This window comes from Pseudomonas caspiana, from assembly GCF_040224095.2.
Lineage (GTDB): Bacteria > Pseudomonadota > Gammaproteobacteria > Pseudomonadales > Pseudomonadaceae > Aquipseudomonas > Aquipseudomonas caspiana.
Window position 1 is genome coordinate 2284127 of record NZ_CP167995.1, and the last position, 24073, is coordinate 2308199.

At 57.8% G+C, this 24073-nt stretch carries 22 protein-coding genes; 13 read left to right on the forward strand and 9 right to left on the reverse strand.

All coding sequences use genetic code 11. From position 1 onward, the window contains the following. Nucleotides 1-69 precede the first annotated feature (69 nt). Entirely contained in the window at nucleotides 70-1974 is a 1905-nt protein-coding gene (htpG, locus tag ABRP31_RS10505) for a molecular chaperone HtpG (RefSeq protein ID WP_087268315.1), read from the forward strand. Between the two features lie 84 nt (nucleotides 1975-2058). Then, nucleotides 2059-2790: a dienelactone hydrolase family protein gene (locus tag ABRP31_RS10510; RefSeq protein WP_349972251.1), complete on the forward strand. Its 732-nt coding sequence runs from the start codon at nucleotides 2059-2061 to the stop codon at nucleotides 2788-2790. Nucleotides 2791-2886: 96 nt separating this feature from the next. Here ABRP31_RS10510 and ABRP31_RS10515 read toward each other — a convergent pair whose 3' ends face one another. The 6 genes from ABRP31_RS10515 to ABRP31_RS10540 all read right to left on the reverse strand — a co-directional run bounded on the left by ABRP31_RS10515 (nucleotide 2887) and on the right by ABRP31_RS10540 (nucleotide 9109). Continuing rightward, on the reverse strand, nucleotides 2887-3738 hold the full coding sequence (locus tag ABRP31_RS10515; protein WP_349972252.1) for a pirin family protein: 852 nt from the start codon (nucleotides 3736-3738) through the stop codon (nucleotides 2887-2889). Between the two features lie 17 nt (nucleotides 3739-3755). Beyond that, nucleotides 3756-4157, reverse strand: a complete 402-nt coding sequence (locus ABRP31_RS10520) for an OsmC family protein (protein ID WP_349972253.1) — start codon at nucleotides 4155-4157, stop codon at nucleotides 3756-3758. Nucleotides 4158-4296: 139 nt separating this feature from the next. Then, entirely contained in the window at nucleotides 4297-5517 is a 1221-nt protein-coding gene (gene fabB / locus ABRP31_RS10525) for a beta-ketoacyl-ACP synthase I (RefSeq protein ID WP_087267917.1), read from the reverse strand. Nucleotides 5518-5528: 11 nt separating this feature from the next. Beyond that, nucleotides 5529-6044 (reverse strand): 3-hydroxyacyl-[acyl-carrier-protein] dehydratase FabA, encoded by a 516-nt coding sequence (gene fabA, locus ABRP31_RS10530; protein ID WP_027898655.1) that lies wholly within the window; start codon nucleotides 6042-6044, stop codon nucleotides 5529-5531. A 219-nt stretch (nucleotides 6045-6263) separates the two neighbouring features. Beyond that, a complete protein-coding gene (locus ABRP31_RS10535; protein WP_349972254.1) occupies nucleotides 6264-8192 on the reverse strand; it encodes a response regulator in 1929 nt (642 codons plus the stop codon). Further along, nucleotides 8189-9109 carry an ABC transporter substrate-binding protein gene (locus ABRP31_RS10540; protein WP_087267924.1) on the reverse strand — a complete coding sequence of 307 codons (921 nt, stop codon included), beginning with the start codon at nucleotides 9107-9109 and terminating at the stop codon, nucleotides 8189-8191. Before ABRP31_RS10540 ends, ABRP31_RS10535 begins: the two co-directional genes overlap by 4 nt. A gap of 252 nt (nucleotides 9110-9361) precedes the next feature. Here ABRP31_RS10540 and ABRP31_RS10545 point away from each other — a divergent pair, with 252 nt between their 5' ends. From ABRP31_RS10545 to ABRP31_RS10585, 9 genes are all read left to right on the forward strand, one after another. Continuing rightward, entirely contained in the window at nucleotides 9362-10387 is a 1026-nt protein-coding gene (locus tag ABRP31_RS10545) for an NAD(P)H-dependent glycerol-3-phosphate dehydrogenase (protein WP_349972255.1), read from the forward strand. Nucleotides 10388-10411: 24 nt separating this feature from the next. Then, nucleotides 10412-10756: a DUF4389 domain-containing protein gene (locus tag ABRP31_RS10550; protein WP_372489364.1), complete on the forward strand. Its 345-nt coding sequence runs from the start codon at nucleotides 10412-10414 to the stop codon at nucleotides 10754-10756. Further along, nucleotides 10753-11208 carry a phosphohistidine phosphatase SixA gene (sixA, locus tag ABRP31_RS10555; protein ID WP_349972256.1) on the forward strand — a complete coding sequence of 152 codons (456 nt, stop codon included), beginning with the start codon at nucleotides 10753-10755 and terminating at the stop codon, nucleotides 11206-11208. The genes ABRP31_RS10550 and sixA overlap by 4 nt, the downstream gene beginning before the upstream one ends. 303 nt (nucleotides 11209-11511) lie before the next feature. Beyond that, nucleotides 11512-13182, forward strand: a complete 1671-nt coding sequence (locus ABRP31_RS10560; protein ID WP_349972257.1) for an AMP-binding protein — start codon at nucleotides 11512-11514, stop codon at nucleotides 13180-13182. Nucleotides 13183-13234: 52 nt separating this feature from the next. Continuing rightward, nucleotides 13235-13678, forward strand: a complete 444-nt coding sequence (locus ABRP31_RS10565) for a hotdog fold thioesterase (RefSeq protein ID WP_349972258.1) — start codon at nucleotides 13235-13237, stop codon at nucleotides 13676-13678. Nucleotides 13679-13796: 118 nt separating this feature from the next. Further along, nucleotides 13797-14594, forward strand: coding sequence for an alpha/beta hydrolase (locus tag ABRP31_RS10570; RefSeq protein WP_349972259.1), 798 nt, complete (start codon nucleotides 13797-13799; stop codon nucleotides 14592-14594). Next, nucleotides 14591-15445, forward strand: a complete 855-nt coding sequence (locus tag ABRP31_RS10575; RefSeq protein WP_349972260.1) for an alpha/beta hydrolase — start codon at nucleotides 14591-14593, stop codon at nucleotides 15443-15445. Before ABRP31_RS10570 ends, ABRP31_RS10575 begins: the two co-directional genes overlap by 4 nt. 118 nt (nucleotides 15446-15563) lie before the next feature. Beyond that, nucleotides 15564-16394 (forward strand): DUF4892 domain-containing protein, encoded by an 831-nt coding sequence (locus ABRP31_RS10580; RefSeq protein ID WP_372489365.1) that lies wholly within the window; start codon nucleotides 15564-15566, stop codon nucleotides 16392-16394. Nucleotides 16395-16493: 99 nt separating this feature from the next. Beyond that, nucleotides 16494-17540, forward strand: a complete 1047-nt coding sequence (locus ABRP31_RS10585; protein WP_349972261.1) for an AI-2E family transporter — start codon at nucleotides 16494-16496, stop codon at nucleotides 17538-17540. Nucleotides 17541-17643: 103 nt separating this feature from the next. Here ABRP31_RS10585 and ABRP31_RS10590 read toward each other — a convergent pair whose 3' ends face one another. Next, nucleotides 17644-18897 carry an MFS transporter gene (locus tag ABRP31_RS10590; RefSeq protein WP_349972262.1) on the reverse strand — a complete coding sequence of 418 codons (1254 nt, stop codon included), beginning with the start codon at nucleotides 18895-18897 and terminating at the stop codon, nucleotides 17644-17646. A gap of 278 nt (nucleotides 18898-19175) precedes the next feature. Here ABRP31_RS10590 and ABRP31_RS10595 point away from each other — a divergent pair, with 278 nt between their 5' ends. Continuing rightward, entirely contained in the window at nucleotides 19176-20663 is a 1488-nt protein-coding gene (locus ABRP31_RS10595) for a helix-turn-helix transcriptional regulator (RefSeq protein WP_349972263.1), read from the forward strand. A gap of 170 nt (nucleotides 20664-20833) precedes the next feature. Continuing rightward, nucleotides 20834-21097: a DUF1652 domain-containing protein gene (locus ABRP31_RS10600; RefSeq protein WP_087267963.1), complete on the forward strand. Its 264-nt coding sequence runs from the start codon at nucleotides 20834-20836 to the stop codon at nucleotides 21095-21097. A gap of 186 nt (nucleotides 21098-21283) precedes the next feature. On the opposite strand, the gene ABRP31_RS10605 is transcribed toward ABRP31_RS10600, so the two are convergent. Next, nucleotides 21284-23344, reverse strand: a complete 2061-nt coding sequence (locus tag ABRP31_RS10605) for a pyridoxamine 5'-phosphate oxidase family protein (RefSeq protein WP_349972264.1) — start codon at nucleotides 23342-23344, stop codon at nucleotides 21284-21286. Between the two features lie 33 nt (nucleotides 23345-23377). Continuing rightward, nucleotides 23378-23998 (reverse strand): glutathione S-transferase, encoded by a 621-nt coding sequence (locus tag ABRP31_RS10610; protein WP_349972265.1) that lies wholly within the window; start codon nucleotides 23996-23998, stop codon nucleotides 23378-23380. Nucleotides 23999-24073: the final 75 nt, after the last annotated feature.

A 24073-nucleotide genomic window follows, 5' to 3' on the forward strand; every position in this document is an offset into this window, starting at 1 on the left:
ACCCGCCGCCAGATACAGGTTCCGGCTTGTAGCTGGCGGCTTATGCCATCTGATTGGAGTTTGATGATCATGAGTGTGGAAACTCAAAAGGAAACCCTGGGCTTCCAGACCGAGGTGAAGCAATTGCTGCACCTCATGATCCACTCGCTGTATTCCAACAAGGAAATCTTCCTTCGCGAGTTGATCTCTAACGCCTCTGACGCCGTCGATAAACTGCGCTTCGAAGCACTGTCCAAACCGGACCTGCTTGAAGGCGGCTCTGAGCTGAAAATCCGCGTGAGCTTCGACAAGGAAGCGAAAACCGTCACGCTGGAAGACAACGGTATCGGTATGAACCGTGACGATGTGATCACCCATCTGGGTACCATCGCCAAGTCCGGCACCGCTGATTTCATGAAAAACCTGTCCGGCGATCAGAAAAAAGATTCGCACTTGATCGGCCAGTTCGGTGTGGGCTTCTATTCGGCCTTTATCGTTGCCGATCAGGTTGAAGTATTCAGCCGTCGCGCCGGCACACCTGCCAGCGAGGGCGTGCACTGGTCTTCCAAAGGCGAAGGCGAGTTTGAAGTTGCCAACGTCGAGAAAGCCGAACGCGGTACCCGCATCGTTCTGCACCTCAAGAGCGGTGAAGACGAGTTCGCGGACGGTTACCGTCTGCGCAACATCATCAAGAAATATTCCGACCACATCGCGTTGCCGATTGAGCTGCCGAAGGAATCCGCTGCCGCCGAAGGCGAAGAGGCTCCGGCGCTTGAGTGGGAAACGGTCAACCGTGCCAGCGCGCTGTGGACTCGTCCTCGCACCGAGGTGAAGGACGAGGAGTATCAAGAGTTCTACAAGCACGTCGCCCACGACTTCGAGAACCCGCTGAGCTGGAGTCATAACAAGGTCGAAGGCAAGCTGGAGTACACCTCGCTGCTTTACGTGCCTGCTCGTGCGCCGTTCGATCTGTATCAACGTGAAGCACCGCGCGGCCTGAAGCTGTACGTTCAGCGCGTGTTTGTCATGGATCAGGCTGAGTCGTTCCTGCCGCTGTACATGCGCTTCGTCAAAGGCGTGGTCGATTCCAATGACCTGTCCCTGAACGTTTCGCGTGAAATTCTGCAGAAAGATCCGATCATCGATTCGATGAAGTCGGCGCTGACCAAGCGTGTGCTGGACATGCTGGAAAAACTGGCGAAAAACGAGCCTGAGCAATACAAAGGCTTCTGGAAAAACTTCGGTCAGGTCATGAAAGAAGGCCCGGCAGAAGACTTCGCCAACAAAGAGAAAATCGCCGGTCTGCTGCGTTTCGCCTCGACTCACGAAGAGGGCGGCGAGCAAATCGTTTCTCTGGCCGAATACCTGGCTCGCGCCAAGGAAGGTCAGGACAAGATTTACTACCTCACCGGTGAAACCTACGCACAGGTCAAGAACAGCCCGCACCTTGAAGTCTTCCGCAAGAAAGGCATCGAAGTATTGCTGTTGACCGACCGTATCGACGAGTGGCTGATGAGCTACCTCAGCGATTTTGACGGCAAAGGTTTTGTTGATGTGGCACGCGGTGATCTGGATCTGGGCAAGCTTGATTCCGAAGAGGACAAGAAAGCCCAGGAAGAAATCGCCAAGGACAAAGAAGGTCTGGTCGAGCGTCTGAAAGCAGCTCTGGGTGAATCCGTCAGCGAAGTACGGGTTTCCCATCGCTTGACTGACTCTCCGGCAATCCTGGCCATTGGTGAGGCTGATCTTGGCCTGCAGATGCGTCAGATCCTTGAGGCCAGCGGCCAGAAGGTTCCGGACTCCAAGCCGATCTTCGAATTCAACCCGGCGCATCCACTGATCGGCAAGCTGGACGCCGAGCAGAGCGAAGAGCGTTTTGGTGATCTGTCGCACATCCTGTTTGATCAGGCTGCGCTGGCGGCCGGTGACAGCTTGAAAGATCCGGCGGCTTACGTGCGCCGTCTGAACAAGTTATTGGTCGAGTTGTCGGTTTAATATTCCGAGTCAAAGAAAACCCGCTTCGGCGGGTTTTCTGATTGTGCTCTACCCATTTGTCTTTCATTACTTGAGGAGTCAACGATGAGCAGTAACGTTACTGTGCGTTCAGTGGTGTACCAGATCGACGGTCAGCCTTACGAAAGCCGCCTGGTATTCGACTCGGGTGATGCGTCGTCTCGTCCTGGCCTGTTAATGGCTCCTAACTGGATGGGCGTCAGCGAAGGCGCGGAGAAGATTGCTCAGGCGGTAGCCGAACAGGGTTATGTGGTGTTCCTGGTCGACCTTTACGGTCAGGGCACGCGTCCGCAGAACAACGATCAGGCTGGTGCCGCAATGATGCCGCTCAAGGACGATCGTGCCTTGCTGCGCAAGCGCATGCAGGCGGCTCTGGATCAACTGCTGGCTCAGACAGATGCACCAGTTGATGCCGACAAGGTTGCTACTTTCGGTTTCTGCTTCGGCGGTTGCTGCTCTCTGGAGCTGGCTCGCACTGGCGCAAACCTGAAAGCAGCTGTGTCCTTCCATGGCACGCTGGACACGCCGAACCCGGCTGATGCGAAAAACATCAAGGGTGCGGTATTGGTGCTGCACGGTGCTTCAGACCCATTGGTGCCGAAAGAGCAGTTGCCAGCATTCGAAGCTGAGATGAATGCTGCGGGTGTGGACTGGCAGTTGCTGAGCTACGGCGGAGCGGTACACTCGTTCACCGACCCTCATGCGCAGACGCCTGGCATGATGCAGTACGACGAAAAGACCGCCAAGCGCGCCTTTGTGTCGATGCATAACCTGCTGGATGAAGTGTTCAAAGACTAACGACGTATTTGTAGGAGCTGCCGAAGGCTGCGAATGCATTCGCTCAGACACACCGCTATCGCAGCCTTCGGCAGCTCCTACAAATTCTGTTCGCTGTTATGGCAACTCAATCCTGCCAATCTCTCCAGGCACCGTTGGCCAGTCTCCAGCAGCCCAGCGGGTTCTGGCCTGTTCGATCAGCGCCGGATCACTGGCGACGAAATTCCAGTTCATGCGTCGTGGCCCATCCAGTGGTGCGCCGCCGATCAATACCGCGTGGCACTCACTTTCCGCACACAGATTGACCTCCTGACCCGGCTCCAGTACGACCAGCGTCCGGGGTTCCAGCACTTCGCCGTCCACTGACGCATCACCGCTGAGTACATACAGTGCTCGTTCTTCGTGTTCTGTCGGGATCAGTAGCGTGGTCGCAGTTTGCAGATGCAGTTCGGCATAGATCGTCGGCGACAATACCGGCACTGGCGAAGTCAGGCAGAAGCCGCTGCCTGCGATCATCCGAATCAGAATGCCCAGGTTATCGCTATGCGGCAGGCTGCTGGCTGGGTGATGGCTGTAATGACCTTCGCCTGTCTCGTGGCTTTTGGGCGAAGCCAGCCACACCTGCAAGCCGTGCATGCGCGAGCCGCTGGCCAAGAGGTCGGCGGGCGTGCGCTCGATGTGTGCGATGGCTGCGCCTGACGTCATCCAGCTGACCTCGCCGGGAGCGACTTGCTGATTGCTTCCGAGGCTGTCTTTGTGCAGAAGGCGACCTTCGAACAGATACGTCAGCGTCGACAAGCCGATATGTGGATGCTGGCGAATATCCATGCCTTTACCTGGCGCGTAGTCGGTTTCCAGCATGTGATCGAAAAATACAAACGGGCCGACATTGCGACATTTGGCGGAGGGCAGGGGGCGCAGAATAGGCTGGCCTTCAACGTCTTCGGCGCGAGGTTTGATGGTAAGCATCAGGCGGTACTCGGTAGTCAGACCAGTTGGGTGTTGATGCTGATCTCGGCGGTGGTCATCAGCTTATGAACGGGGCAGCGATCCGCGATGCGGTGCAACACTGTGCGCTGTTGTTCGCTGAGAGCTCCTTCAAGGGAAAGTTCGACGTTCAGGCGGTACTTGCCCTGTCTTTCTTCGCTGTCATCGTGAGTGACCTTGACGGTGACGCCTGTCAGGGGGATGTCATGCTGCTTCGCGTACAGCTTGACGGTCAGCGTCTTGCACGAAGCCAGCGCTGCATCGAAATAATCATGAGGGGAGGGCGCGGAGTTTTCACCACCCAGATCAACAGGCAGATCAGTGAACACTTCGTGCTGCTGGTTGATATCGATCTTGTGACGAAACCCGTCAGGGGTAACGGTGCTGACGATGACAGACATGGCGGCCTCGGCTTTAGGCAAAGGAAAATATCCTACCCGCATAGCGGTTACTCAGCCTATAAAATCGGTGCTCATAAAAAAGGCGCCTCGAAAGGCGCCTTTTTACACAGCTGAAGCTGTTTCTACAGCAAGGGCAGAATTACTTGCCCTGCCAGCGCTTCATGACCAGCGTAGCGTTGGTGCCACCGAAGCCGAAGCTGTTGCTCATGACCTGGTCGATTTTTGCATCTTCCTGGGTTTTGAGCAGGATCGGCATGTCGGCGACAGCTGGATCCAGTTCGTCGATGTTGGCCGAGCCAGCGATGAAGTTGCCTTCCATCATCAGCATGCAGTAAATCGCTTCGTGAACGCCGGCGGCGCCCAGGGAGTGACCCGACAGGCTCTTTGTGGAGCTGATGGCTGGGGCATTGCCAGCAAACACTTCACGAACGCCTTCCATCTCTTTGACATCGCCGACCGGAGTCGAAGTGCCGTGAGTGTTCAGGTAGTCGATAGGGCCTTCAACGGTGGACAGGGCCATCTGCATGCAGCGGATTGCGCCTTCGCCACTTGGTGCGACCATGTCGTAGCCGTCGGAAGTTGCACCGTAACCCACGATTTCAGCGTAGATCTTGGCGCCACGGGCCAGAGCATGTTCCAGCTCTTCAACCACGACCATGCCGCCGCCGCCAGCGATGACGAAGCCATCACGGTCAGCGTCGTATGCGCGGGAAGCTTGTTCTGGAGTGTCGTTGCGCTTGCTGGACAGTGCGCCCATGGCGTCGAACAGGAACGACTGGCTCCAATGCTCTTCTTCGCCACCACCGGCAAACACGATGTCCTGTTTACCCATCTGAATCTGTTCCATGGCGGTACCGATGCAGTGAGCACTGGTGGCGCAGGCAGAAGCGATGGAGTAGTTCAGGCCCTTGATCTTGAACGGCGTGGCCAGACATGCGGAGACCGTGCTGCTCATGGTCCGCGTAACGCGGTATGGGCCCACGCGCTTGACGCCTTTTTCGCGCAGGATATCCAGCGCTTCCATCTGGTTCAGGGTCGATGCACCACCGCTGCCAGCGATAAGGCCGGTACGCGGGTTGGAGACTTGCTCCTCGGTGAGGCCCGAATCAGTGATGGCGTCTTTCATGGCCAGATAGGCATAAGCTGCCGCGTGGCCAACGAAGCGATAGATCTTGCGATCGATCAGCTCTTCAAGGTTGAGGTCAATGGAGCCGGAAACCTGACTACGCAGACCCATTTCGGCATATTCCGGATTGAAACGGATGCCAGGGCGGCTTGCACGCAGGTTGGCGGAGACGGTCTCTTTGTCATTGCCCAAGCACGAAACGATGCCCAGACCAGTGATAACGACGCGGCGCATGCGGATAACCCTTAGAAGTTGTCAGTGGAGGTGAAGACGCCGACCCGAAGGCCTTCGGCGGTGTAGATCTCGCGACCGTCGACAGTGACCGAACCATCAGCGATGGCCAGATTCAGCTTGCCCTTGAGGACGCGTTTGATCTGAATGTTATAGGTAACTTTTTTGGCGGTCGGCAAGACCTGGCCGAAGAACTTTACTTCGCCCGAACCCAGTGCGCGACCACGGCCCGGCAGGCCCTGCCAGCCCAGGAAGAAGCCAACCAGCTGCCACATGGCATCAAGGCCCAGGCAGCCTGGCATCACCGGGTCACCTTCAAAGTGGCAGGCGAAGAACCACAGGTCCGGATTGATATCCAGCTCAGCGACCAATTCACCTTTGCCGTACTTGCCACCCTCTTCGCTGATATGGGTGATCCGATCAACCATCAGCATGTTAGGGGCGGGCAGTTGCGCGTTACCTGGGCCGAACAGCTCACCGCGACTGCAGCGCAGCAGGTCTTCCCGGGTAAAGGCGTTTTGTTTGGTCATGCGAGCTCCTCAATAATCTTGTGCGGCAGGGTGGGGAGATGTGTCCCCAGAAGCCAGTCCTGGCCGGCTGACTCGCCAGGGGTCTGCCGGCAGCCTACTCATAGACTATTGCGTTGTAGTGAAAGTCACAGCACAAGGGAAATGAAAGTACACTTGTGCACTGAAATTTGCCATCCAGCCGACCATCAAGGTCGATTTAGCGGACAAGACTGCCGCAATTTAACAATTATCGCCAGTCGCAGATGCCCGAACGGGTATCCATTTCTGTAAAACCTGCTGTAAATCAGTACGTTTGAAGGGTTTTGCCAGGTAGTCACTCATTCCCGCCTGTAAACAGGCATCGCGATCGCCCTGCAATGCATTGGCGGTCAGGGCGATAATCGGCATCTCACTCAGGCCCGGTAATTGGCGAATGTGGCGTGTGGCTTCGTAGCCGTCCATGACCGGCAGTCGGCAATCCATGAAAATCGCCGCGTATTGTCCACTGCCCGCCATGCTCACCGCTTGTGCGCCATCCCTCGCGACGGCGACCTGGTAGCCGAGGTTATGCAGCATGGCGCGAATCACCGCGCAATTGACCTCGTTATCTTCCACCAGCAACACATTACGCTGCCCGCCATCGGTATCGATCTGCGGGTTGGCCTGCTCTGGAGTGTCGGCTACTTCGGGCAAGACGCTCATCGGGACTTCCAGAGTAAACAGCGAGCCGTAGCCCTCGGCGCTTTGCGCGCGCAGGGTGCCGTTCATGCGCTCCGCCAGCGTGCGGGCGATGGGCAGCCCCAATCCTGTGCCACCGTAGCGTCTTGAGATTGAACTGTCGGCCTGCTGGAAAGCATCGAACATGGACTCCAGTTGCTCTGGGCGAATACCGATCCCGCTGTCGCGCACATGGCACACAAAAAGAATCCGTCCCGGCTCCAGTGGTTCGTACTGAGCCTCTATGTCAACGCTGCCTTGTTCGGTGAATTTAAGCGCGTTACCTATCAGGTTGACCAGAATCTGTCTGACCCGGGTCGGGTCGCCCTGAACCCTTAGATGATCCAGCCCGGGTTGAATATGCAATTGCAGCGACAGGTTGCGCTGCTGCGCGTCATGGCTGAACGCCTGGCTGGAGGTGCTCACCAGTTCTGCAAGATTGAACGGGATATTTTCCATCTCCAGCGAGTGCCGCTCGAACCGGGAGAAGTCGAGAATGTCGTTAATCACTCGCAGTAAATGCTCGGTAGACTCGGTCGCGAGTGCCGAATACTCGGCCTGCTCCTCGCTCATCTGCGTGGTCTCCATCAACTGCAGCATACCCAGCACACCGTTCATTGGAGTGCGCAGTTCATGGCTCATCATCGCCAGGAACTCTGATTTTGCGCCGTTGGCGCGCTCAGCTTCTTCTCTGGCCTGAATCAATTGCTCGATGAAGTGTTGTTGCTCGCGACTGGCTTTCTCCAGGTTGGCGGCGAGATTATTGATGTGCCTTGCCAGATCACCCAGCTCCGCATCGTCAGGCACGGGAAGTGGTGTCCGGTAATCCCCTTGCTGGATCGCTTTTACAGCGTCGCCCATGGCGCTGATGGGCTGGGACAGGCTCGACGCCAGGCGCCTGGCGAGGATAAACGTGAACAGTAATGCGAACAGCGCAAGAATCCCGGCTTTGAGCAGAATCTCTTGCTGACGTTCGCTGAAAGCTTCATTGGACATGCCGACCAACACCCGACCCAGATAGTCCTGAGCGGCGCTGACGGTATCCTCATGGTTGCCGAGGAAGTCCTTGCCCAGCTTGATTTGTTGAGAGCGAATCGGCGCCTGGAAGATCTCCACCTGTTTGGGGTGGGCGCTGGCATCGTCGGATTGCTCGACATACACCAACACTTTGTTGAGCTTGTCCTGAACCTCGATAAAACGCACGTGAGGTGTCGACAGGGTCGCGCGCATCAAGCTCTTGAGGACTTCATCGTTGCCGACGATCACGCCGTATTCCGATGCTGGAGCCAATTGATTAGCGATCAGTTGGCCGGTGTGATTCAGTTCCTGTCGCAGATCCTGAATACGTACAAAGGTAAAAAAGCAGATCAACAGCAGCGTCAGCAGTAGCGCCGGACCCAGGCTGATCATTTGTGTACGGGTGTTGATATCCCAATGACGACTCACTTTCATGGCTGCTGCTCCGCCTGACTCAGGCTGGTTGTCACTGCAGCATCGTCAATCGCAATGATGCCTAACGATTGGGCAACCCGCGGGTTGCTCAGTACTTTGAAATGCCGCGGATATTGCGCGCGCGGCCATTGCTCAGGCGTCTTGTTCAGCAGGGCGTCCAGCGTATCCAGCCAGTCGACTTCATCACTATAGGTGCTGGCCAGGCTTCCGGCTTTGACAAATGCTGCGTTAGGCCCAAGCAACGCCTGTTGATGGGCGTAGCTGCTGAGCAAAAGCTTTTTCGCGGTGCTGGCGTTATACAAATCCGGGTCGTCGAGCCCCAGCAACACATCGCTGCGACTTAGCAGACTCTGCAGCGACTGGCTTTCGGCGTTAGGTGTCCAGGGCTGGGAAATAACCCGTAACCCCATGGAGAGTGCCGCATGGCGCAACTCCTTGAGCAGGAACTGGCTTTTGTTATTGAACAGAACGCCGATCTCTCTGGCTTGCGGCATCAGATGCCGAATCAATAGCAATTGGCGCGTGACCGGTGGATCGCTCCACAACAGGCTCAAAGCCGGTGGGCGCTTTTCACCCAGTCGTTCGTGGGCCTGAATCCGACTGACACGCAGTACCAGCGCCCGCGGGCCCTCGCTATCGCCCAGGCGCCAGTCCAGGCTTGCGGTGTCCAGAAGCACGAGCCGCGTGTGCTCGCTGATTTTGCCGGGCGAAGGCATTTTATCGGTTTCGACAAAACGGATCTGATCGCTTGGGCGGCGCAGGCTTAGCTCGTTTACAAAGCTCTGGATGCTTGGGCTGGTTCTGGCAGCAGTCAGCAAAATCTCGGCCGCTGAAGCAGCGCTGCAGTTCACCCACATCAGTGCCGCTATTGCGGTGCAGCGCAGAAATCTGCCCAAGAAAGCTACAGCCGTGTCCATACCTGTTCGTCCAGTTACCGCACTATCATGCCCGGCATGTTAACCGAGACACGGCTTGTTGCCACGCAGGGTGTAGTTCGGGTGGTTTTTGGTGTAGTGGTTTTTGGGTACATTTTCGTTATTGAGCTGCATAAAAGATGCTGCCCCCAACACCCATGATCGCAGCAAGACGAAGGTTGTCACTGGCCGCCATCGCCATGCTCCGTATAATGCCTCCATCGCCAGATGAGATGGCTCTAGATGGATGTCTTTATGACCACACAGCAACCTGTCGCGGTTCTAGGTGGCGGCAGCTTCGGTACGGCAGTGGCCAACTTGCTGGCGGAAAACGGCCGTCAGGTCCGTCAATGGATGCGCGACCCGGAACAGGCTGAGGCCATTCGTGTCAATCGCGAGAACCCTCGATACCTCAAGGGCATCAAGATTCTGCCTCTGGTTGAACCGGTCACAGACCTGGCGGCGACGCTGGATGAGTGCGAGCTGGTTTTCGTTGCTCTGCCTTCGAGTGCATTGCGCAGTGTGTTGGCGCCTCATGTGGAACGCCTGACGGGCAAGATGCTGGTCAGTCTGACCAAAGGCATTGAGGCGCAGACCTTCAAGTTGATGAGCCAGATCATTGAAGATATCGCCCCCAACGCCCGTATCGGTGTGTTGTCTGGTCCTAATCTGGCGCGTGAAATCGCAGAGCATGCATTGACGGCAACAGTGGTGGCCAGCGAAGACGAAGACTTGTGCCAGCAGGTTCAGGAAGTGCTGCACGGCAGGACGTTCCGGGTTTACGCCAGTGCCGATCGCTTTGGCGTGGAGTTGGGCGGGGCGCTGAAAAACGTCTATGCAATCATCGCCGGAATGGCAGTGGCGCTGGACATGGGCGAAAACACCAAGAGCATGCTGATCACTCGGGCATTGGCAGAAATGACCCGGTTCGCCGTTAGCCAGGGCGCTAATCCCATGACTTTCCTGGGGCTGGCCGGGGTCGGTGATTTGATCGTGACCTGCTCTTCGCCAAAAAGTCGCAACTATCAGGTCGGATTTGCGCTGGGGCAGGGCTTGAGTCTTGAAGAGGCGGTCAACCGGCTCGGTGAAGTCGCCGAGGGCGTCAATACCCTCAAGGTGCTTAAGGTCAAGGCGCATGAGCTGCAGGTGTACATGCCACTGGTCGCGGGCCTGCATGCAATTCTTTTCGAGGGACGTACGCTGAATCAAGTCATTGAGCAGTTGATGCGTGCCGAGCCAAAAACGGATGTGGACTTTATCTCCATCACCGGTTTCAACTGAAGCCACTCATACCGGGAGAAGATCTTGAACGAACCGAAAAACAAGCAAGACGAATCGATTTTGCTGCGCATCCTCTGGATGGTGGTGTTTGTAGTGATCTGGCAACTGGCCGAGTTGCTGCTGGCAGGCGTGGTGCTGGTCCAGTTGGGCTATCGCCTGATCTACGGTGCGCCAAGTGGCAGCCTGATGAACTTTGGTGACAGCCTGAGCCAGTTTCTCGCGCAGATCGGCCGTTTCGGTACTTTTCACAGTGACCAGAAGCCTTGGCCGTTTGCTGACTGGCCGACACCTCGAGTGCCTGAGGGTGAGGCACCGCACAGTGTTCCTCCTGCCGCGCATCCAGTACGTGATGAGGAACCCAAGCTGTGAAGCTATGGGTATTGCGCCATGGTGAGGCCCAGGCGCATGCGCGCAGTGATTCGCAGCGCGAGCTGACCGGCCATGGTCGTGAAGAGGTGTTGCAAAGTGCAGCTCACCTGTTGGGTAAACCCCTGACGCGCATTCTCGTAAGCCCTTATGTGCGGGCGCAGCAGACCGCTGAGTTGGTACGTCAGGCGTTGGGGTTCAGTGATGCTGTGGTCATCGTGCCCTGGCTGACTCCGGAAAGTGATCCCGGCAAAGTGCTGGGGCACCTGGCCGCTTACGCCGCTGACGATGTGTTGCTGGTCAGCCATCAACCCTTGGTGGGCGCGCTGATCGGACTCGCCGAGCATGGCAGTTATCAGCATCCGCAGCCGATGAGTACGGCCAGTCTGGCGGAGTTGAAAGGTGAGTTTGCCCTGGCTGGAGCGATGGAACTGGCGAGCGTGCGACACGTTTGATTTTTGTCCATTGGCCAAATCCCGTGCAAACAACGCCTACAGGGGCTAAAACCCGTTGGAGCGAGACTTGCCCGCGAAGAGCAATGACAAGGTTTTACTGACACACCTTGCTGTCTGATTCGCGGGCAATCCTCGTTCCAACAAAGAGTGCGACTCTGGAGGCGCGAAGGCCCCGTTTCACCAGCTTTACACCGCACCAGCCAGGCAGTCAGTGCCTGAATCCCCTTTCAGATAATCGGCAACCAAGCAACTGCTTGGTCGACTACGCTTGCTCCAAATAAAAATAACAAGGAGTGAGTCGCAATGACTATCGCCGTAGCTTTGCCTTTGAGCCGCTTCTATGACCGTGAGGCTCTGTACCCTGACACACGCTACCTGGTTCAGCCTCTGGCTGACGGGCGAGTGCAGTCCTTGAACTGGTCCGAAGCAGGCGATCAGGCGCGGCGTGCGGCGCATTGGTTGCGACGGCGAGGACTCCCTGCGGGTAGCTCCATCGCGATCATTTCCAAAAACTGCGCTCACTGGATCATTGCCGATCTCGCGATCTGGATGGCCGGGCATGTGTCGGTGCCGTTGTATCCCAATCTGACGGCCGATTCCGTCGCCCAGGTGCTTGAACATTCCGAGGCGGCGCTGGTGTTTGTCGGCAAGCTCGACGATTGGCCAGCCATGAGCCGCGCAATCAAGGTCGGCCTGCCAACCATAGCCCTGCCAATTTGTCCGGCTGACGCGCAGTTCGACTTCACCTGGCAGGATTTGCAGAGCTGGGAGCCCATCAAGGACAACCCCTACGGGCACGCTGATCAACTGGCCACGATCATCTATACCCCCGGCACAACCGGCATGCCCAAGGGGGTGATGCACAGTTTTGGCACTCTGGCCTTCGCTGCAACTTATGGCAGCAGCATCTTCGGCCTGAGCGAAAAGGACCGGCTGTTTTCATACTTACCGTTATGCCATGTTGCTGAACGAATGTTTGTTGAGCTGGCGTCGCTATATGGCGGGCAAACGGTTTTTTTTGCCCAGAGCCTCGACACTTTTCTCCCTGATCTGAAGCGTGCAAGGCCAACCTTACTGTTCGCCGTTCCTCGTATCTGGACCAGGTTTCAGATGGGCGTATTCAGCAAGATTCCCGCTGCGCGCCTGGATCTGCTGTTGAGCCTGCCCGTGGTTGGCAAGCATATAGGCCGCAAAGTGCTCAAAGGGTTGGGACTGGATGCCCTGAAGGTTTCCCTGTCCGGCGCCGCGCCCGTGCCGCAGACGCTATTGCATTGGTATCGGCGGCTGGGTTTGGACGTACTGGAGGTCTACGGCATGACCGAGAGCTGTGGTTACTCGCATATTGGTCGACCCGCAAAGCACAAGCCCGGCTGGATTGGCCAGCCCTGTCCGCAGGTTGAGGTGAGGATTGCGGATAACGGGGAGGTGCTGGTGCGTAGCGGGGCGAACATGCTCGGCTACTTCAAGGACCCGCTGAAAACCGCTGAGACGTTCACCCATGACGGATTCCTGCGCACCGGAGACAAGGGTGAGCAGGACCCCGAGGGCTATTTGCGCCTGACGGGGCGGCTCAAGGAAATCTTCAAGACGAGTAAGGGCAAGTACGTCGCCCCGGCTCCGATTGAAAACCTGTTGGCCATGCATTCGCGGATTGAACAGGTCTGCGTCGTCGGGGAGGGTCTGGTCGCGCCGCTTGGGCTTTGCGTGCTGTCAATGTGCGAGACGCAACGGGCCGCCGGTACGGGACGCGCGGCCCTGGATCAAAGCCTGGCAACGCTAATGGAACGGGTCAACGCTGAACTCGACAAACATTCACGCTTGCACAGGCTAGTGGTGGTGAAAGATAGTTGGGCGGTCGAAAACGGTTTCCTGACTCCTACCTTGAAGATCAAACGCACGGTGATCGAGGCCGTCTATGGCGAGCGCTTTCAGGAATGGAGCGCACGACCGGAAACGGTGGTCTGGCAGGAGTGAGGCGATGAATTCCAGCGCTCAGTGTTCGGGCGCTTCATAACAAGGATTGAATATGGGCCTGTGGCGCGAAACTCCGGATCTTGAACAACTGAATGCCAACAGTAAGAACACCATTCTCGAACTGCTCGATATTCGCTTCGAGTCTTTTACTGAGAACTCCCTGACCGCAAGTATGGTGGTCGACCATCGCACTCATCAGCCTTATGGTCTGCTGCATGGCGGTGCTTCGGTGGTGCTCGCTGAATCCCTGGGCTCGTCGGCCAGCTATCTGTGCATCGATACCAGCAAATACTTCTGCGTCGGCATTGAGGTCAATGCCAACCATCTGCGCGGCGTGCGCAGTGGTCGGGTAACGGCCGTGGCGTATCCGGTGCACATCGGTCGCACCACTCATGTCTGGGATATTCGTTTGACCAGCGAGGATGGCAAGGCCAGTTGCATCTCGCGGTTGACCGTTGCCGTGGTACCGCTGGGGCAGGAACCTCCGGCGCGTTAGGTGCCGGTTATGCCGTATGGTGGCCGGATCGTCGTGTGCGATGGCCATTACGATCATTGCCGAGTGAGCAGCTCATTGCGCACAATCGCAACTGATTTGGCTCAATGAGTGCTCTGGCATGTCGCAACAGGTGTTCTTCGCTCACGCCAACGGTTTTCCGTCCGGCACTTATGGCAAGCTATTCTCCGCGCTCGCGCCGGACTACGCCGTAAGCCATCTGGAGCAACATGCCCATGACCCGCGTTTCCCGGTGGATGACAACTGGCTGAACCTGGTGGATGAGCTGATTCACCATTTGCGCGAGCAGCCTGAACCCGTCTGGGGTGTTGGTCATTCCTTGGGCGGCGTATTGCACTTGCATGCGGCGATGCGCAGCCCGGAACTGTATCGCGGCGTCGTCATGCTTGATTCCCCGGTGCTGACCCTGGCGGATCAATGGATGATCCGCGCCGCCAAGCGCTTTGGTTTTATTGACCGCATTACCCCGGCCGGGCGTACGCTGGGGCGTCGCGACGCGTTTGCCGATCTTGAATCGGCGCGTCGTTACTTCTCTGGCAAAACCCTGTTCCGTCGCTTTGATCCCGAGTGTCTCGATGCCTATCTGCAGCACGGCTTGCGAAGCGATGGCGAACAGCTGCGCCTGCGTTTCGACCCTGCTACGGAAATCAGTATCTACCGCAGTGTGCCGCACACCAGTCCTGGGCCTTCGCGGCAGCTCAAAGTGCCGCTGGCGATGGTGCGTGGTGAGCACAGCCGAGTGGTCATGCGCCACCATGCGCGCTCTGTCAGGCGAATGCCTTTGGGCGAATATCTGTCGATGCCGGGCGGGCACATGTTTCCACTGGAGCAGCCTGAAGCGACCGCACAGATGCTCAAGTCTTTGTTTAGCCGATGGGCCGCAGGCGCTCGCGTATGAGCCATTCAGTCGAAGAGGTTCGCCTGAGTCTGCCGCACATCGAATTGGCTGCCCATCTGTTTGGTCCCGAGGATGGCCTGCCAGTGATTGCCCTGCATGGCTGGCTCGATAATGCCAACAGCTTCGCGCGTCTGGCCCCGCAACTTCATGGCTTGCGTATTGTTGCGTTGGACCTCGCGGGGCATGGGCATTCAAGTCACCGGCCAACGGGGGCGGGCTATGCGTTGGCGGATTACGTTCATGACGTGCTGCAAGTCGCCGAGCAACTCGGCTGGCAGCAGTTTTCGTTGCTCGGCCATTCTCTGGGAGCAATTATTTCGGTGTTCCTGGCCGGAGCGTTGCCCGAACGTGTTTCGCGGCTGGCGTTGATCGACGGTCTTATTCCGCCTATGGGCGAGGCCGATGATGCGCCAGGGCAATTGGGTAAATCCTTGCAGGCGCAACTTCGGCTGGCAAACAAGCGCAAGCCGGTTTATCCCGATCAGGATCAAGCCATCTGCGCGCGAATGAAGGGCGCGGTCGCTGTCACGCGTGAGGCCGCTGAGTTACTCGCTCAGCGTGGTTTGATGCCTGTGCCGGATGGTTACACCTGGCGCAGTGACGGACGCCTGATGTTGCCCTCGGCGATTCGTATCACTCGCCAACAAGCGATGGCGTTTGTCGACGCAATCCGCTGTCCGACACATTTGGTAGTAGCTTCTCAAGGGTTGCTGGCGCAGAACGAATCGCTGCTTTCAGGGCTGCCTTTTGAGGTTACGGGCCTGTCAGGAGGCCATCATTTGCATTTGAATGATGAAGCCGGGGCAAGCGCTGTTGCAGACTGTTTCAATCGCTTCTTCGCTGCGCCTTGACTTGCGCAAGGCAACTGCCGAGGCTGAGCGGGTTGAAACAGGAATCAATCATGATGGATCTATGTATCGTTGTACCCTTTGAACTGCCCGTTAACGCTATTTCCCTGAACGTGCCGCGATGAGCGCGTCTATGGGTTTTACTCGCGCGCTTGGAGTGGCGTTGTGTGCATCTGCATTCAGCACTTCGTTATGGGCTGCCGATGTCCCCGGCAGCAGCGATCTGCAGATCGTGCCAAGGCTGACCGACGCCGAAATTGTCGATTATCGTCCGGCTTCCGAGCTGGAACGCATCTATCCCATGGGCTCGATCCGAAAGATCAGTGGCCAGTTGCGCTTTGACGGCCAGGTCAGCGCGAGGGGCAATGTGACCGGCGTGACCTATCAGTTGCCTGCTGAACGCACGTCCTATGAGGCTTTCACGGTTGCACGTGAGGCCTTGCAGGCGCAAAATGCCGAATTGTTGTTCTGGTGTCAGGCCCGTGACTGCGGTGAAAGCAGCCTGTGGGCCAACGAGGTATTCGGCAATGCCAAACTGTACGGCGCTGATGAGCAGCAGGCTTATCTGTTGCTGCGTATGGCCGAGCCCAAAGCCGATACCCTGGTCGCTCTCTACAGCATCACCCGCGGTAATCGCCGGGCCTACCTGCATGTCGAACAGTTCGACTCCGCCGCGCCACTGGGCGATCTGATGCCCACTTCGGGTACGCTGCTCAGGCAATTGAAAAGCACCGGCAAACTGGCTCTGCCCAAGCTGGTGGGTGAGCCTCAGGACGCATGGCTGACGCTATTATCCCGTGGTCTGAATCTCGACAGCAGCCTGCGCGCCACGGTATCCGGTCCGCAAGCCGAAGCCTGGCGTCAGGCGCTGGTCAGCAAAGGGGTACGAGCGGCCCGTCTGGAAGCAGGAAGCGGCGATACACCTGGCCTGCTTATCGAACTCATTCGCTGAACGCAGCTCATACGCTGGTCCACGGCGGACACTGACGTTGTCACTGTTCGCCGTTATGCTTCACTTCTGATGTCCTGACCCTTCTTTTGGAAACTGCTCATGTTCAATAACGATCGCCTGTTGGTGCAGATCCTGCTCCTGGCGCTGCTCGGCGCCTGTGTCTGGGTGATGGCGCCATTCTGGTCGGCGCTGTTCTGGGGCGCGGTGCTGGCATTTGCCAGTTGGCCGCTGATGCGTTTGCTGACACGCTGGCTCGACGGCCGCGAGTCGCTTGCGGCATTGATCCTGAGTCTGGGCTGGATGGTTCTGGTCGCCGCGCCGCTGGTCTGGCTTGGCTTCAATCTGGCTGACCATGTGCGTGATGCAACAGCGCTGGTCAAGGATATCCAGGTCGACGGTCTGCCCGATCCACCCGGCTGGTTGGGCAGTGTTCCGTTGGTTGGCGAGCGGCTGGTCGCATTCTGGAACAGCATCGATGAACAGGGCGCGGCAATGATGACGACCATCAAGCCGTATCTTGGCCAGGTGGGTAACTGGCTGTTGGCGCGCAGTGCGCAGATCGGCGGCGGGATTCTCGAACTGACGCTGAGCCTGGTGTTCGTATTCTTCTTCTACCGCGACGGCCCACGACTGGCGGCTTTTGTGCTGCGTTTGCTGGAACGCTTGATCGGTGACCGGGCGCAGTATTACCTGGATCTGGTGGCAGGCACTGTTCAGCGAGTCGTCAATGGCGTGATCGGCACCGCTGCCGCGCAAGCGGTGCTGGCGTTGATCGGTTTCCTGATTGCTGGCGTGCCGGGTGCTTTGGTGCTGGGCATCATGACGTTCATGTTCAGCCTGATCCCGATGGGACCACCGCTGGTGTGGATTCCTGCTACGGCGTGGCTGGCGTGGAATGGTAACTATGGAATGGCCGTCTTCCTGGCCATCTGGGGCACGTTCATCATCAGTGGTGTCGACAACGTGCTCAAGCCTTACCTGATCAGTCGCGGCGGTAACCTGCCGCTGGTGATCGTATTGTTGGGTGTCTTCGGTGGTTTGCTGGCGTTCGGCTTCATCGGCCTGTTCATTGGCCCGACGCTATTGGCTGTGGGTTACAGTCTGGTCACCGACTGGGCGCGCAGTGAGCGCCCAGCCAGGAGTTGATGTGATCCAGCATCATGCGGCCGGGCAGGCTGTGTGAAAACGTAGCGAAAATGAGCATTTTTTCGGCTGTTTTCTCACGCAGTATTGCCGAGCGCAGTAGTTTTCACACCGTCTGCGGGAGGGCGGAGTCCGTCGTTCCTCCCGGACGCTCGGAGGTGTTTAGCGTTTCCGGCATCGCCAGCAGCAACAGCAGTGCTGCCGTGGCGATGGCCGCAAGGGTCAGAAACGCCGCGTTGTAGCCAGCATGCTGGACGATGAGTCCGGCCAGACCGTTGCTCAGCGCCGCGCCCAGACCGAATATCGTGGAGATGACCCCAAGGCTCACGCTGAAGCGTCCAGTCCCTTGTGTCAGGTCCTTTACCACCAATGGAAACAACGCGCCGAACAGCCCTGCACCTATACCGTCAAGCAATTGCACGGCGACCAGCCAGAAAGGGTTATCGGACAACACATAGAGCACACCGCGTATTGGCAGGATCAGAAACCCTGCCAGCAGCAATGGTTTGCGCCCCCACACGTCAGCCTTGGCCCCCACCAGCAGTGCGATGGGGACCATGACCCATTGGGCCGCGACGATGCAGGCCGAGGTCAACGGGGTCGCCAATTGCAGATTTACCTGTGCCAGCTTCTGGCTCACCAACGGCAGCATCGCTGCGTTTGCCAAGTGGAAGAGGGCGCAGCAGGCGGCAAATAACAGCAGCGTTTTGTTGCTTGCCAATGCTTTGAAGCCGGAAGGCTGAGCGCCGTGCTGTGCATCTCCATGGCTCAGCTCGCGGGCCACATCATGGTCAATCGCCTTGGCCGACACGCAACTGACTGCAATGACGCTGGCGATTGCCATTGCCGCCATCAGATAAAACACTGCGATAGGGCCGAAAAGGTATGCAAAGCCGCCAGCCAGCATTGCTGCGCAGGCGTTACCCGCGTGGTTGAAGGTTTCGTTGCGTCCGGTTCGGCGGGTGAATGCTTTGGGGCCAGTGATCCCCAGCGAAATGGCGGCGATGGCCGGGACGAACACCGATGCGGCGATCCCGCTGACCGCTTGGGTGATGGCAATCAGGCTGACCGAGGAGGTAAAGGGCAGCACCAGGCAACTTGCCGTCACCAGCAGCGCAGCCACCGCGACCACTGCGCGTTTGTAATGGGTGCTGTCGATCAGCGCGCCTGCCGGTCCTTGGGTGATCAGGCCCGCTATCGCGGCAACTGTCATGACCACGCCGATGCTGGCCGGGTCCCAGTGATGAACCGCCAGCAGGTAGATGGCCAGATAAGGTCCAAGTCCGTCGCGAACGTCGGCTAGAAAGAAATTCAGAGCATCCAGTGAACGGTTATTACGGCGTTGGGTAAGGGCGTCCACGGGATGTCTCGATTGGTCGATGATTGAGCTTGGAGCCGCCGCTTCGAAAAAGGTTTGCGTCGGCGCAAGTTTTCATCTGAATGCGATCACCTGGGTGAAGCGTTCCAACGGTTCCATGCAATCGCGTAGGGCTGTCACAGGAGTTACATTCCAGCCGGACACCGTTGAATTATTTGGAATTCCCGGCAAGGGTCCACTGTCATACCGACGTTGAGCAATGATCCGCCGCGGCTGCTGCGCCGCGTGCAGGGCGCTCGTTGGCATGGAATGGAGGAACCATGAGTCAGACAGTCCTTGAGAGAGAAACCGATCGTCGACAACTGCAGAGCATTATTGGTGGCCTGTCGGACGGGGTGCTGTTGATCGAACTGGATCAGAGCATTCTGTGGGCCAATGAGTCCGCGCTGGCGATGCACGGTGTCAATCACGTCAAGGAGCTGGGTCGTAACGTCAGAGAATATGCGTCGCGGTTCCATCTGCGCTATCGCAACAATCACCCACTTTCGCTGGACCACTACCCGATCAGCCGAATCGCCCAAGGGGAATCCTTCAGTGATGTCGTTGTGGAGGTCAGGCCAGCAAGCGATGAAGAGAAGTGCTGGGTGCATCGGGTGCGTAGCATGGTTCTGGACGGCCGCTCCGGTGAGCCGGAGTTAATGGCGCTGATCATTACCGATGCCACTGAACTGGCCAGTGCCGAGCAGCGTTTCGAGCGCACGTTCGCGGCCAATCCAGCACCGGCTGTTATCTGTCGGCTGAGCGATTTGCGTTACATCAAGGTCAACCCGGGGTTTCTGGAAATGACCGGCTACAGCCGCGAGCAAGTGATAGGCCGTTCGGTTTATGAACTGGACGTGCTGGAAAATGCCGAGCGCAAGGATTTGGCCATCGAGCGTCTGAACGACGGTGGCACCATCCCGCAGATGCAAGCCGAGCTGAAACTACCCGATGGCGGCAGCAAGCTGGTGATCGTCGCCGGGCAGCCGCTGGATATCAATGAAGATGACTGCATGCTGTTTTCATTCATGGACATGGAGCCTCGTCGCAAAACCGAAACTGCGTTGCGCCAGAGCGAAGAGCGCTTCGCCAAGGCTTTTCGGCTGACACCCGTGCCGACTCTGGTGTGCAATGCCGAGTCGCAGTTTGTCGTCGAGGTGAACAATGCCTTCATCAATACCACCGGTTTTACCGCTCAGGAATTGACGGGCCGATCCATTCAGGAGCTCGGCTTCATTGACGACAAAAAGACTTGTGAACAGATTTTCGATGTCTTGAAGAAAGTCGGCAGCATCGAGGGCATGGAACTCAAGGTGCGCAAGCATGGTGATGAGGTCATCGACTGTGTGCTGTCTGCCGATACGGTGGTCATTCAGGACGTCCCCTGTTATCTGCTGGTGCTCATGGATATTTCGGAGCGCAAGCGATCTGACCTGGAATTGATCGCCGCCATCGAAGAAGTCATGCAGGACGCCTCCTGGTTTGCCCGTTCACTGATCGAAAAACTCGCCAACGTGAAGAAGGGCAAAGCTCCGCAATTGCCAGGCAGTTCGCTGACAGATCTGACCACTCGGGAAAAGGATGTGCTGGGATTGATCTGCGAAGGTCTGGCCGACAAGGAAATCGCCGCACGCCTGAAGCTTGCGCCCAATACGGTACGCAATCACGTGGCAACCATGTACTCCAAGCTAGGTGTGCACAGCCGGGCCGAGGCAATTGTCTGGGCACGCGAGCGGGCGTTATTTGCAAGTGACAAACACAAGCAATAGCACTAGTCGAAAGTGCAAATGCACTAGTGCCACCAGTGCAAATTCGTCTGTTGGTGGTGAGGCCTTTTTCTTTAACCTGACGGTCCATTTTCCGTACCTTTTCAGGGGCCTCAGTTGCAGACTTTCAAACGCTCCCGGATGCACGATGGTCGATTAAACGGTGGCCAGCGGTGAGCTGGCTCTCACAGGTACGTCAGGAAATCGAAGGCAGTTTCGAGCCACTGGCGTGCGAGTGTCTGGTCGGGGGCGATGCGTCCCTGAGCGTTCGCGTTTTTGACCGAGAGTCGGGGCGTGTCGATCTGATGGTCATCGGGATCGCCATTGACCAGCTCAAAACCCATCAAGACGTCCTGGCGCTGATCAACGAGCTGCGCGATGACTTGGGTATCATCCGCATGAGCCATCTCGATACTGAACCTTCTTCACAGGCGTGACTGCCCGCTACATCACGCTCCTCGAGTACGCCTCTCAGGCCGCGCTGTCGCGCAACAAACATCGGATCTCGGTCAACCCCGAAATTGCGTTCTGGTTGATGAGAGCTTGTTGTAGCGGCGATGCCGCTACAACTCGGCCCGGTACAGCTCAAGCTCTTACAGTCCAGGCATTTACAGTTCAAGCACCTACAGTTCAAGGACCAGCGGATGGATCCCGCTCTGGTCTTCTGCCGGAACAGCGCAGCAGATCAGGACCATGTCCTCCTCTGGCATTTCTGCCGGAGGATTCGGGTAGTGGACATTGCCGCTGACCCGGCGGGTCTTGCAGGTTCCGCACGAGCCCCCGCGACAGCTGAAGTCTGGAGACAGTCCCCGACTTTCTGCCAGCTCCAGCAGGCTGCCACTTTGCGGTGTCCAGCGAGCTTCCTTGGCTGACTCCGCGAAGTAGACCGGTACCGGGCTGCTGGCGGCAGGCAATTGGGCAAGCGCCGGTGTTTCCCCGGCGATATTACGCTTGAGTGTCGAGGGGCCAAACGCCTCGGCATGAATGCGCGAATCCGGGATATTGACCTTCTGCAGACCGTCGTAGATGTCCTGAGTGAAGCTTGCAGGACCGCACACATAGAAGTCGTAATCGTCGAGTAGCAGATTGGCCGTGACGTGCCTGAGTCCCAACCGCCCCGAGAATTGGTAATTCACGCCCATCACCGCATCATCTTCAGGCGCGCTGAGCACACGCCAGCAATGCACAAGGCCCGATGCTCGTTGCAGGAGCACTTTGAGTTCGTTCTGGAAGGGCAGATCCTTCAAGGTTCTGGCGCTTTGAAACAGGTACACGGGCTGCTTGCGTTGCTGCTTTTCGATCTGATCGACCAGCTCTCGCACCATTGATATCAGAGGGGTGATCCCCACGCCTGCGCCGATCAATACCGCCGGCCTGTCTACATCGGTTTTTAGCGTGAAGCTGCCCAGTGGCGGGCGTACTTCCAGCGTGTCGCCTACGCGCAGATTTTCGTGCAGGTAGCGTGACGCAGGGCCCTGCATTTTAACGCTGATGCGCAAATGGCCGTCAGAGGGCGCACTGGAAATGCTATAGGTCCGGATCAGCGCTGCACCATTGCCTGCGGGCAAACGAACGGGCAGATGTTGCCCCGGAGCGAACGTCACGGTGCTGCCGTCCACGGGCTGGATGAACAGCGAGCGGATCTCTGTGCTTTCTTGCTCGACGCGAGTCACTCGCCACTGATGCCATTGCCGACGCTGCTCGCTTTGCTGCAGTCGCTGATCCGCCTGGGCCCAGGTGCCTGTCATCAGACTGGTCGGTGCGAAGTCCTCAAAGGCCCAGCGGATCGAGACTGCCGCAGGGCGAAAAACCACGGACTCCACATCAAGGGTCCACAAGCGCTCAGCCCCTTCAAAGGCCGCGATCATCGGGCTTTCCAGAATCAATTCGGTACGCCCGGTGAGTTGCAGCACGTCGCCCGTCTCGAAATCGATGAACAGCAAACCGGCCTTGGGGTTGACCTCGAGGTTACCCAGCGTATTGAAGTGTAAATTACCGGCGTAGTCCGGAATCGTCAGATGGTTGCCTTCCACTTTGACGAACCCCGGTCTTCCCCCCCGGTGCGATACATCGACGGAGCGTTGCTGATCCTCGTGATCAACGTAGCTGGCGACAAATAGCGTGTCTGCGTCGCGGATGATTTTGCTTGTCCGGTCGTCCAGCGCAGTAAGGTCCAGGCGCCGGGACGGGGACCCGGTGATGACCGGCTCTCTGGAAAAGTTACGTTTCTGGATGTACTGGGGGCAATTGCCAAAAGCATGCTCGACGGCTATTTCCAGCCGATCCTCTGCAGTCTCTGTGATCACTCCATTGATGCGATTGCGGCGTCGTGTATGCAACTCGATCCCCAGCATGCCGATCGCATCGCCCGTTTGCAGGCCCATAGCCGCTGGGTCTTGCTGGTCAGGCGATACATGCAGGGTCAGGCGCCTTGGATCGGGAGAGGTGATGAAACCGTCCGGCCCTTCGATGAGGGTTGCCCATGGCCTGTGTTCTGCATCCACTGCACCCACAATCATGAAAGGCAACTGCTGGTAAAAGTCCCGGTGTTGATCGGGCATGTAGTCGCGGATCACCTTCTGGCCAAAAATCTCCATCCGGTCAGACACGCCGACCCGTTCCTGAAGGATTTTTTCACCTGCGTGCCAAGGGGACTGACGGTGTTTGGGGAGCACATATTCCATGGTAGGGCACTCTCGAGTAGACAGTCGGGGGGCTCAATCTGCCTGTAGGCCTACAGCGGTGTGTTGCATCGGGACAAAACCGGGAAGCGCCTGCACTCGTTCCAGCCAGGCGCGCACATTGGGGTAGTCCTCCAGCGACACGTTGCCTTCCGGGGCGTGGGCGATGTAGGCGTAGTTCGCGATATCTGCGAGGGTTGCCGTGGCGCCTGCCAGGAACGGTGAAGCGCCCAGCTCGCGCTCCATCTCCTTGAGCAGGGTGTGGGCACGGCTGATGACCTCATCGGCATTGAGCTTCGCGCCAAATACCGTGATCAGCCGGGCAGAGGCCGGACCATAGGCCAGCGGGCCTGCTGCTGCCGACAGCCAGCGTTGAATGCGCGCGGCGGCGAAAGGTTCTTCTGCCAGCCACTGACCTTTATCGTAACGCTTCGCCAGATAAACCAGAATCGCGTTGGAGTCACTGACAACGGTGCCTTCATCGTCTATCACCGGCACCTGCCCGAGCGGGTTCAGGGCGAGAAAGGTGGGTTGCTTGTGCTCACCTTTGGCCAGATCGATAGAGATCAGCTCATGAGGCACATTGAGCAGCGCCAGCAGTAGCTCGACGCGGTGTGCATGGCCTGAAAGAGGGTGACGATAGAGTTTGATGGTCATGTCTGAAGCTCCTTGGGTGGCAGCGTCGGGCCGAAGCGGGGGACTCACGCTGAGGGGGCATACTGCGCCCGTCGG

Excerpts from the sequence above, each read along its gene's own strand:
- htpG (WP_087268315.1), top strand. The coding sequence starts at position 70 with ATGAGTGTGGAAACTCAAAAGGAAACCCTGGGCTTCCAGACCGAGGTG.
- ABRP31_RS10510 (WP_349972251.1), top strand. The coding sequence starts at position 2,059 with ATGAGCAGTAACGTTACTGTGCGTTCAGTGGTGTACCAGATCGACGGT.
- ABRP31_RS10515 (WP_349972252.1), bottom strand. The coding sequence starts at position 3,738 with ATGCTTACCATCAAACCTCGCGCCGAAGACGTTGAAGGCCAGCCTATT.
- ABRP31_RS10520 (WP_349972253.1), bottom strand. The coding sequence starts at position 4,157 with ATGTCTGTCATCGTCAGCACCGTTACCCCTGACGGGTTTCGTCACAAG.
- fabB (WP_087267917.1), bottom strand. The coding sequence starts at position 5,517 with ATGCGCCGCGTCGTTATCACTGGTCTGGGCATCGTTTCGTGCTTGGGC.
- fabA (WP_027898655.1), bottom strand. The coding sequence starts at position 6,044 with ATGACCAAACAAAACGCCTTTACCCGGGAAGACCTGCTGCGCTGCAGT.
- ABRP31_RS10535 (WP_349972254.1), bottom strand. The coding sequence starts at position 8,192 with ATGAAAGTGAGTCGTCATTGGGATATCAACACCCGTACACAAATGATC.
- ABRP31_RS10540 (WP_087267924.1), bottom strand. The coding sequence starts at position 9,109 with ATGGACACGGCTGTAGCTTTCTTGGGCAGATTTCTGCGCTGCACCGCA.
- ABRP31_RS10545 (WP_349972255.1), top strand. The coding sequence starts at position 9,362 with ATGACCACACAGCAACCTGTCGCGGTTCTAGGTGGCGGCAGCTTCGGT.
- ABRP31_RS10560 (WP_349972257.1), top strand. The coding sequence starts at position 11,512 with ATGACTATCGCCGTAGCTTTGCCTTTGAGCCGCTTCTATGACCGTGAG.
- ABRP31_RS10565 (WP_349972258.1), top strand. The coding sequence starts at position 13,235 with ATGGGCCTGTGGCGCGAAACTCCGGATCTTGAACAACTGAATGCCAAC.
- ABRP31_RS10570 (WP_349972259.1), top strand. The coding sequence starts at position 13,797 with ATGTCGCAACAGGTGTTCTTCGCTCACGCCAACGGTTTTCCGTCCGGC.
- ABRP31_RS10575 (WP_349972260.1), top strand. The coding sequence starts at position 14,591 with ATGAGCCATTCAGTCGAAGAGGTTCGCCTGAGTCTGCCGCACATCGAA.
- ABRP31_RS10580 (WP_372489365.1), top strand. The coding sequence starts at position 15,564 with ATGAGCGCGTCTATGGGTTTTACTCGCGCGCTTGGAGTGGCGTTGTGT.
- ABRP31_RS10585 (WP_349972261.1), top strand. The coding sequence starts at position 16,494 with ATGTTCAATAACGATCGCCTGTTGGTGCAGATCCTGCTCCTGGCGCTG.
- ABRP31_RS10595 (WP_349972263.1), top strand. The coding sequence starts at position 19,176 with ATGAGTCAGACAGTCCTTGAGAGAGAAACCGATCGTCGACAACTGCAG.
- ABRP31_RS10605 (WP_349972264.1), bottom strand. The coding sequence starts at position 23,344 with ATGGAATATGTGCTCCCCAAACACCGTCAGTCCCCTTGGCACGCAGGT.
- ABRP31_RS10610 (WP_349972265.1), bottom strand. The coding sequence starts at position 23,998 with ATGACCATCAAACTCTATCGTCACCCTCTTTCAGGCCATGCACACCGC.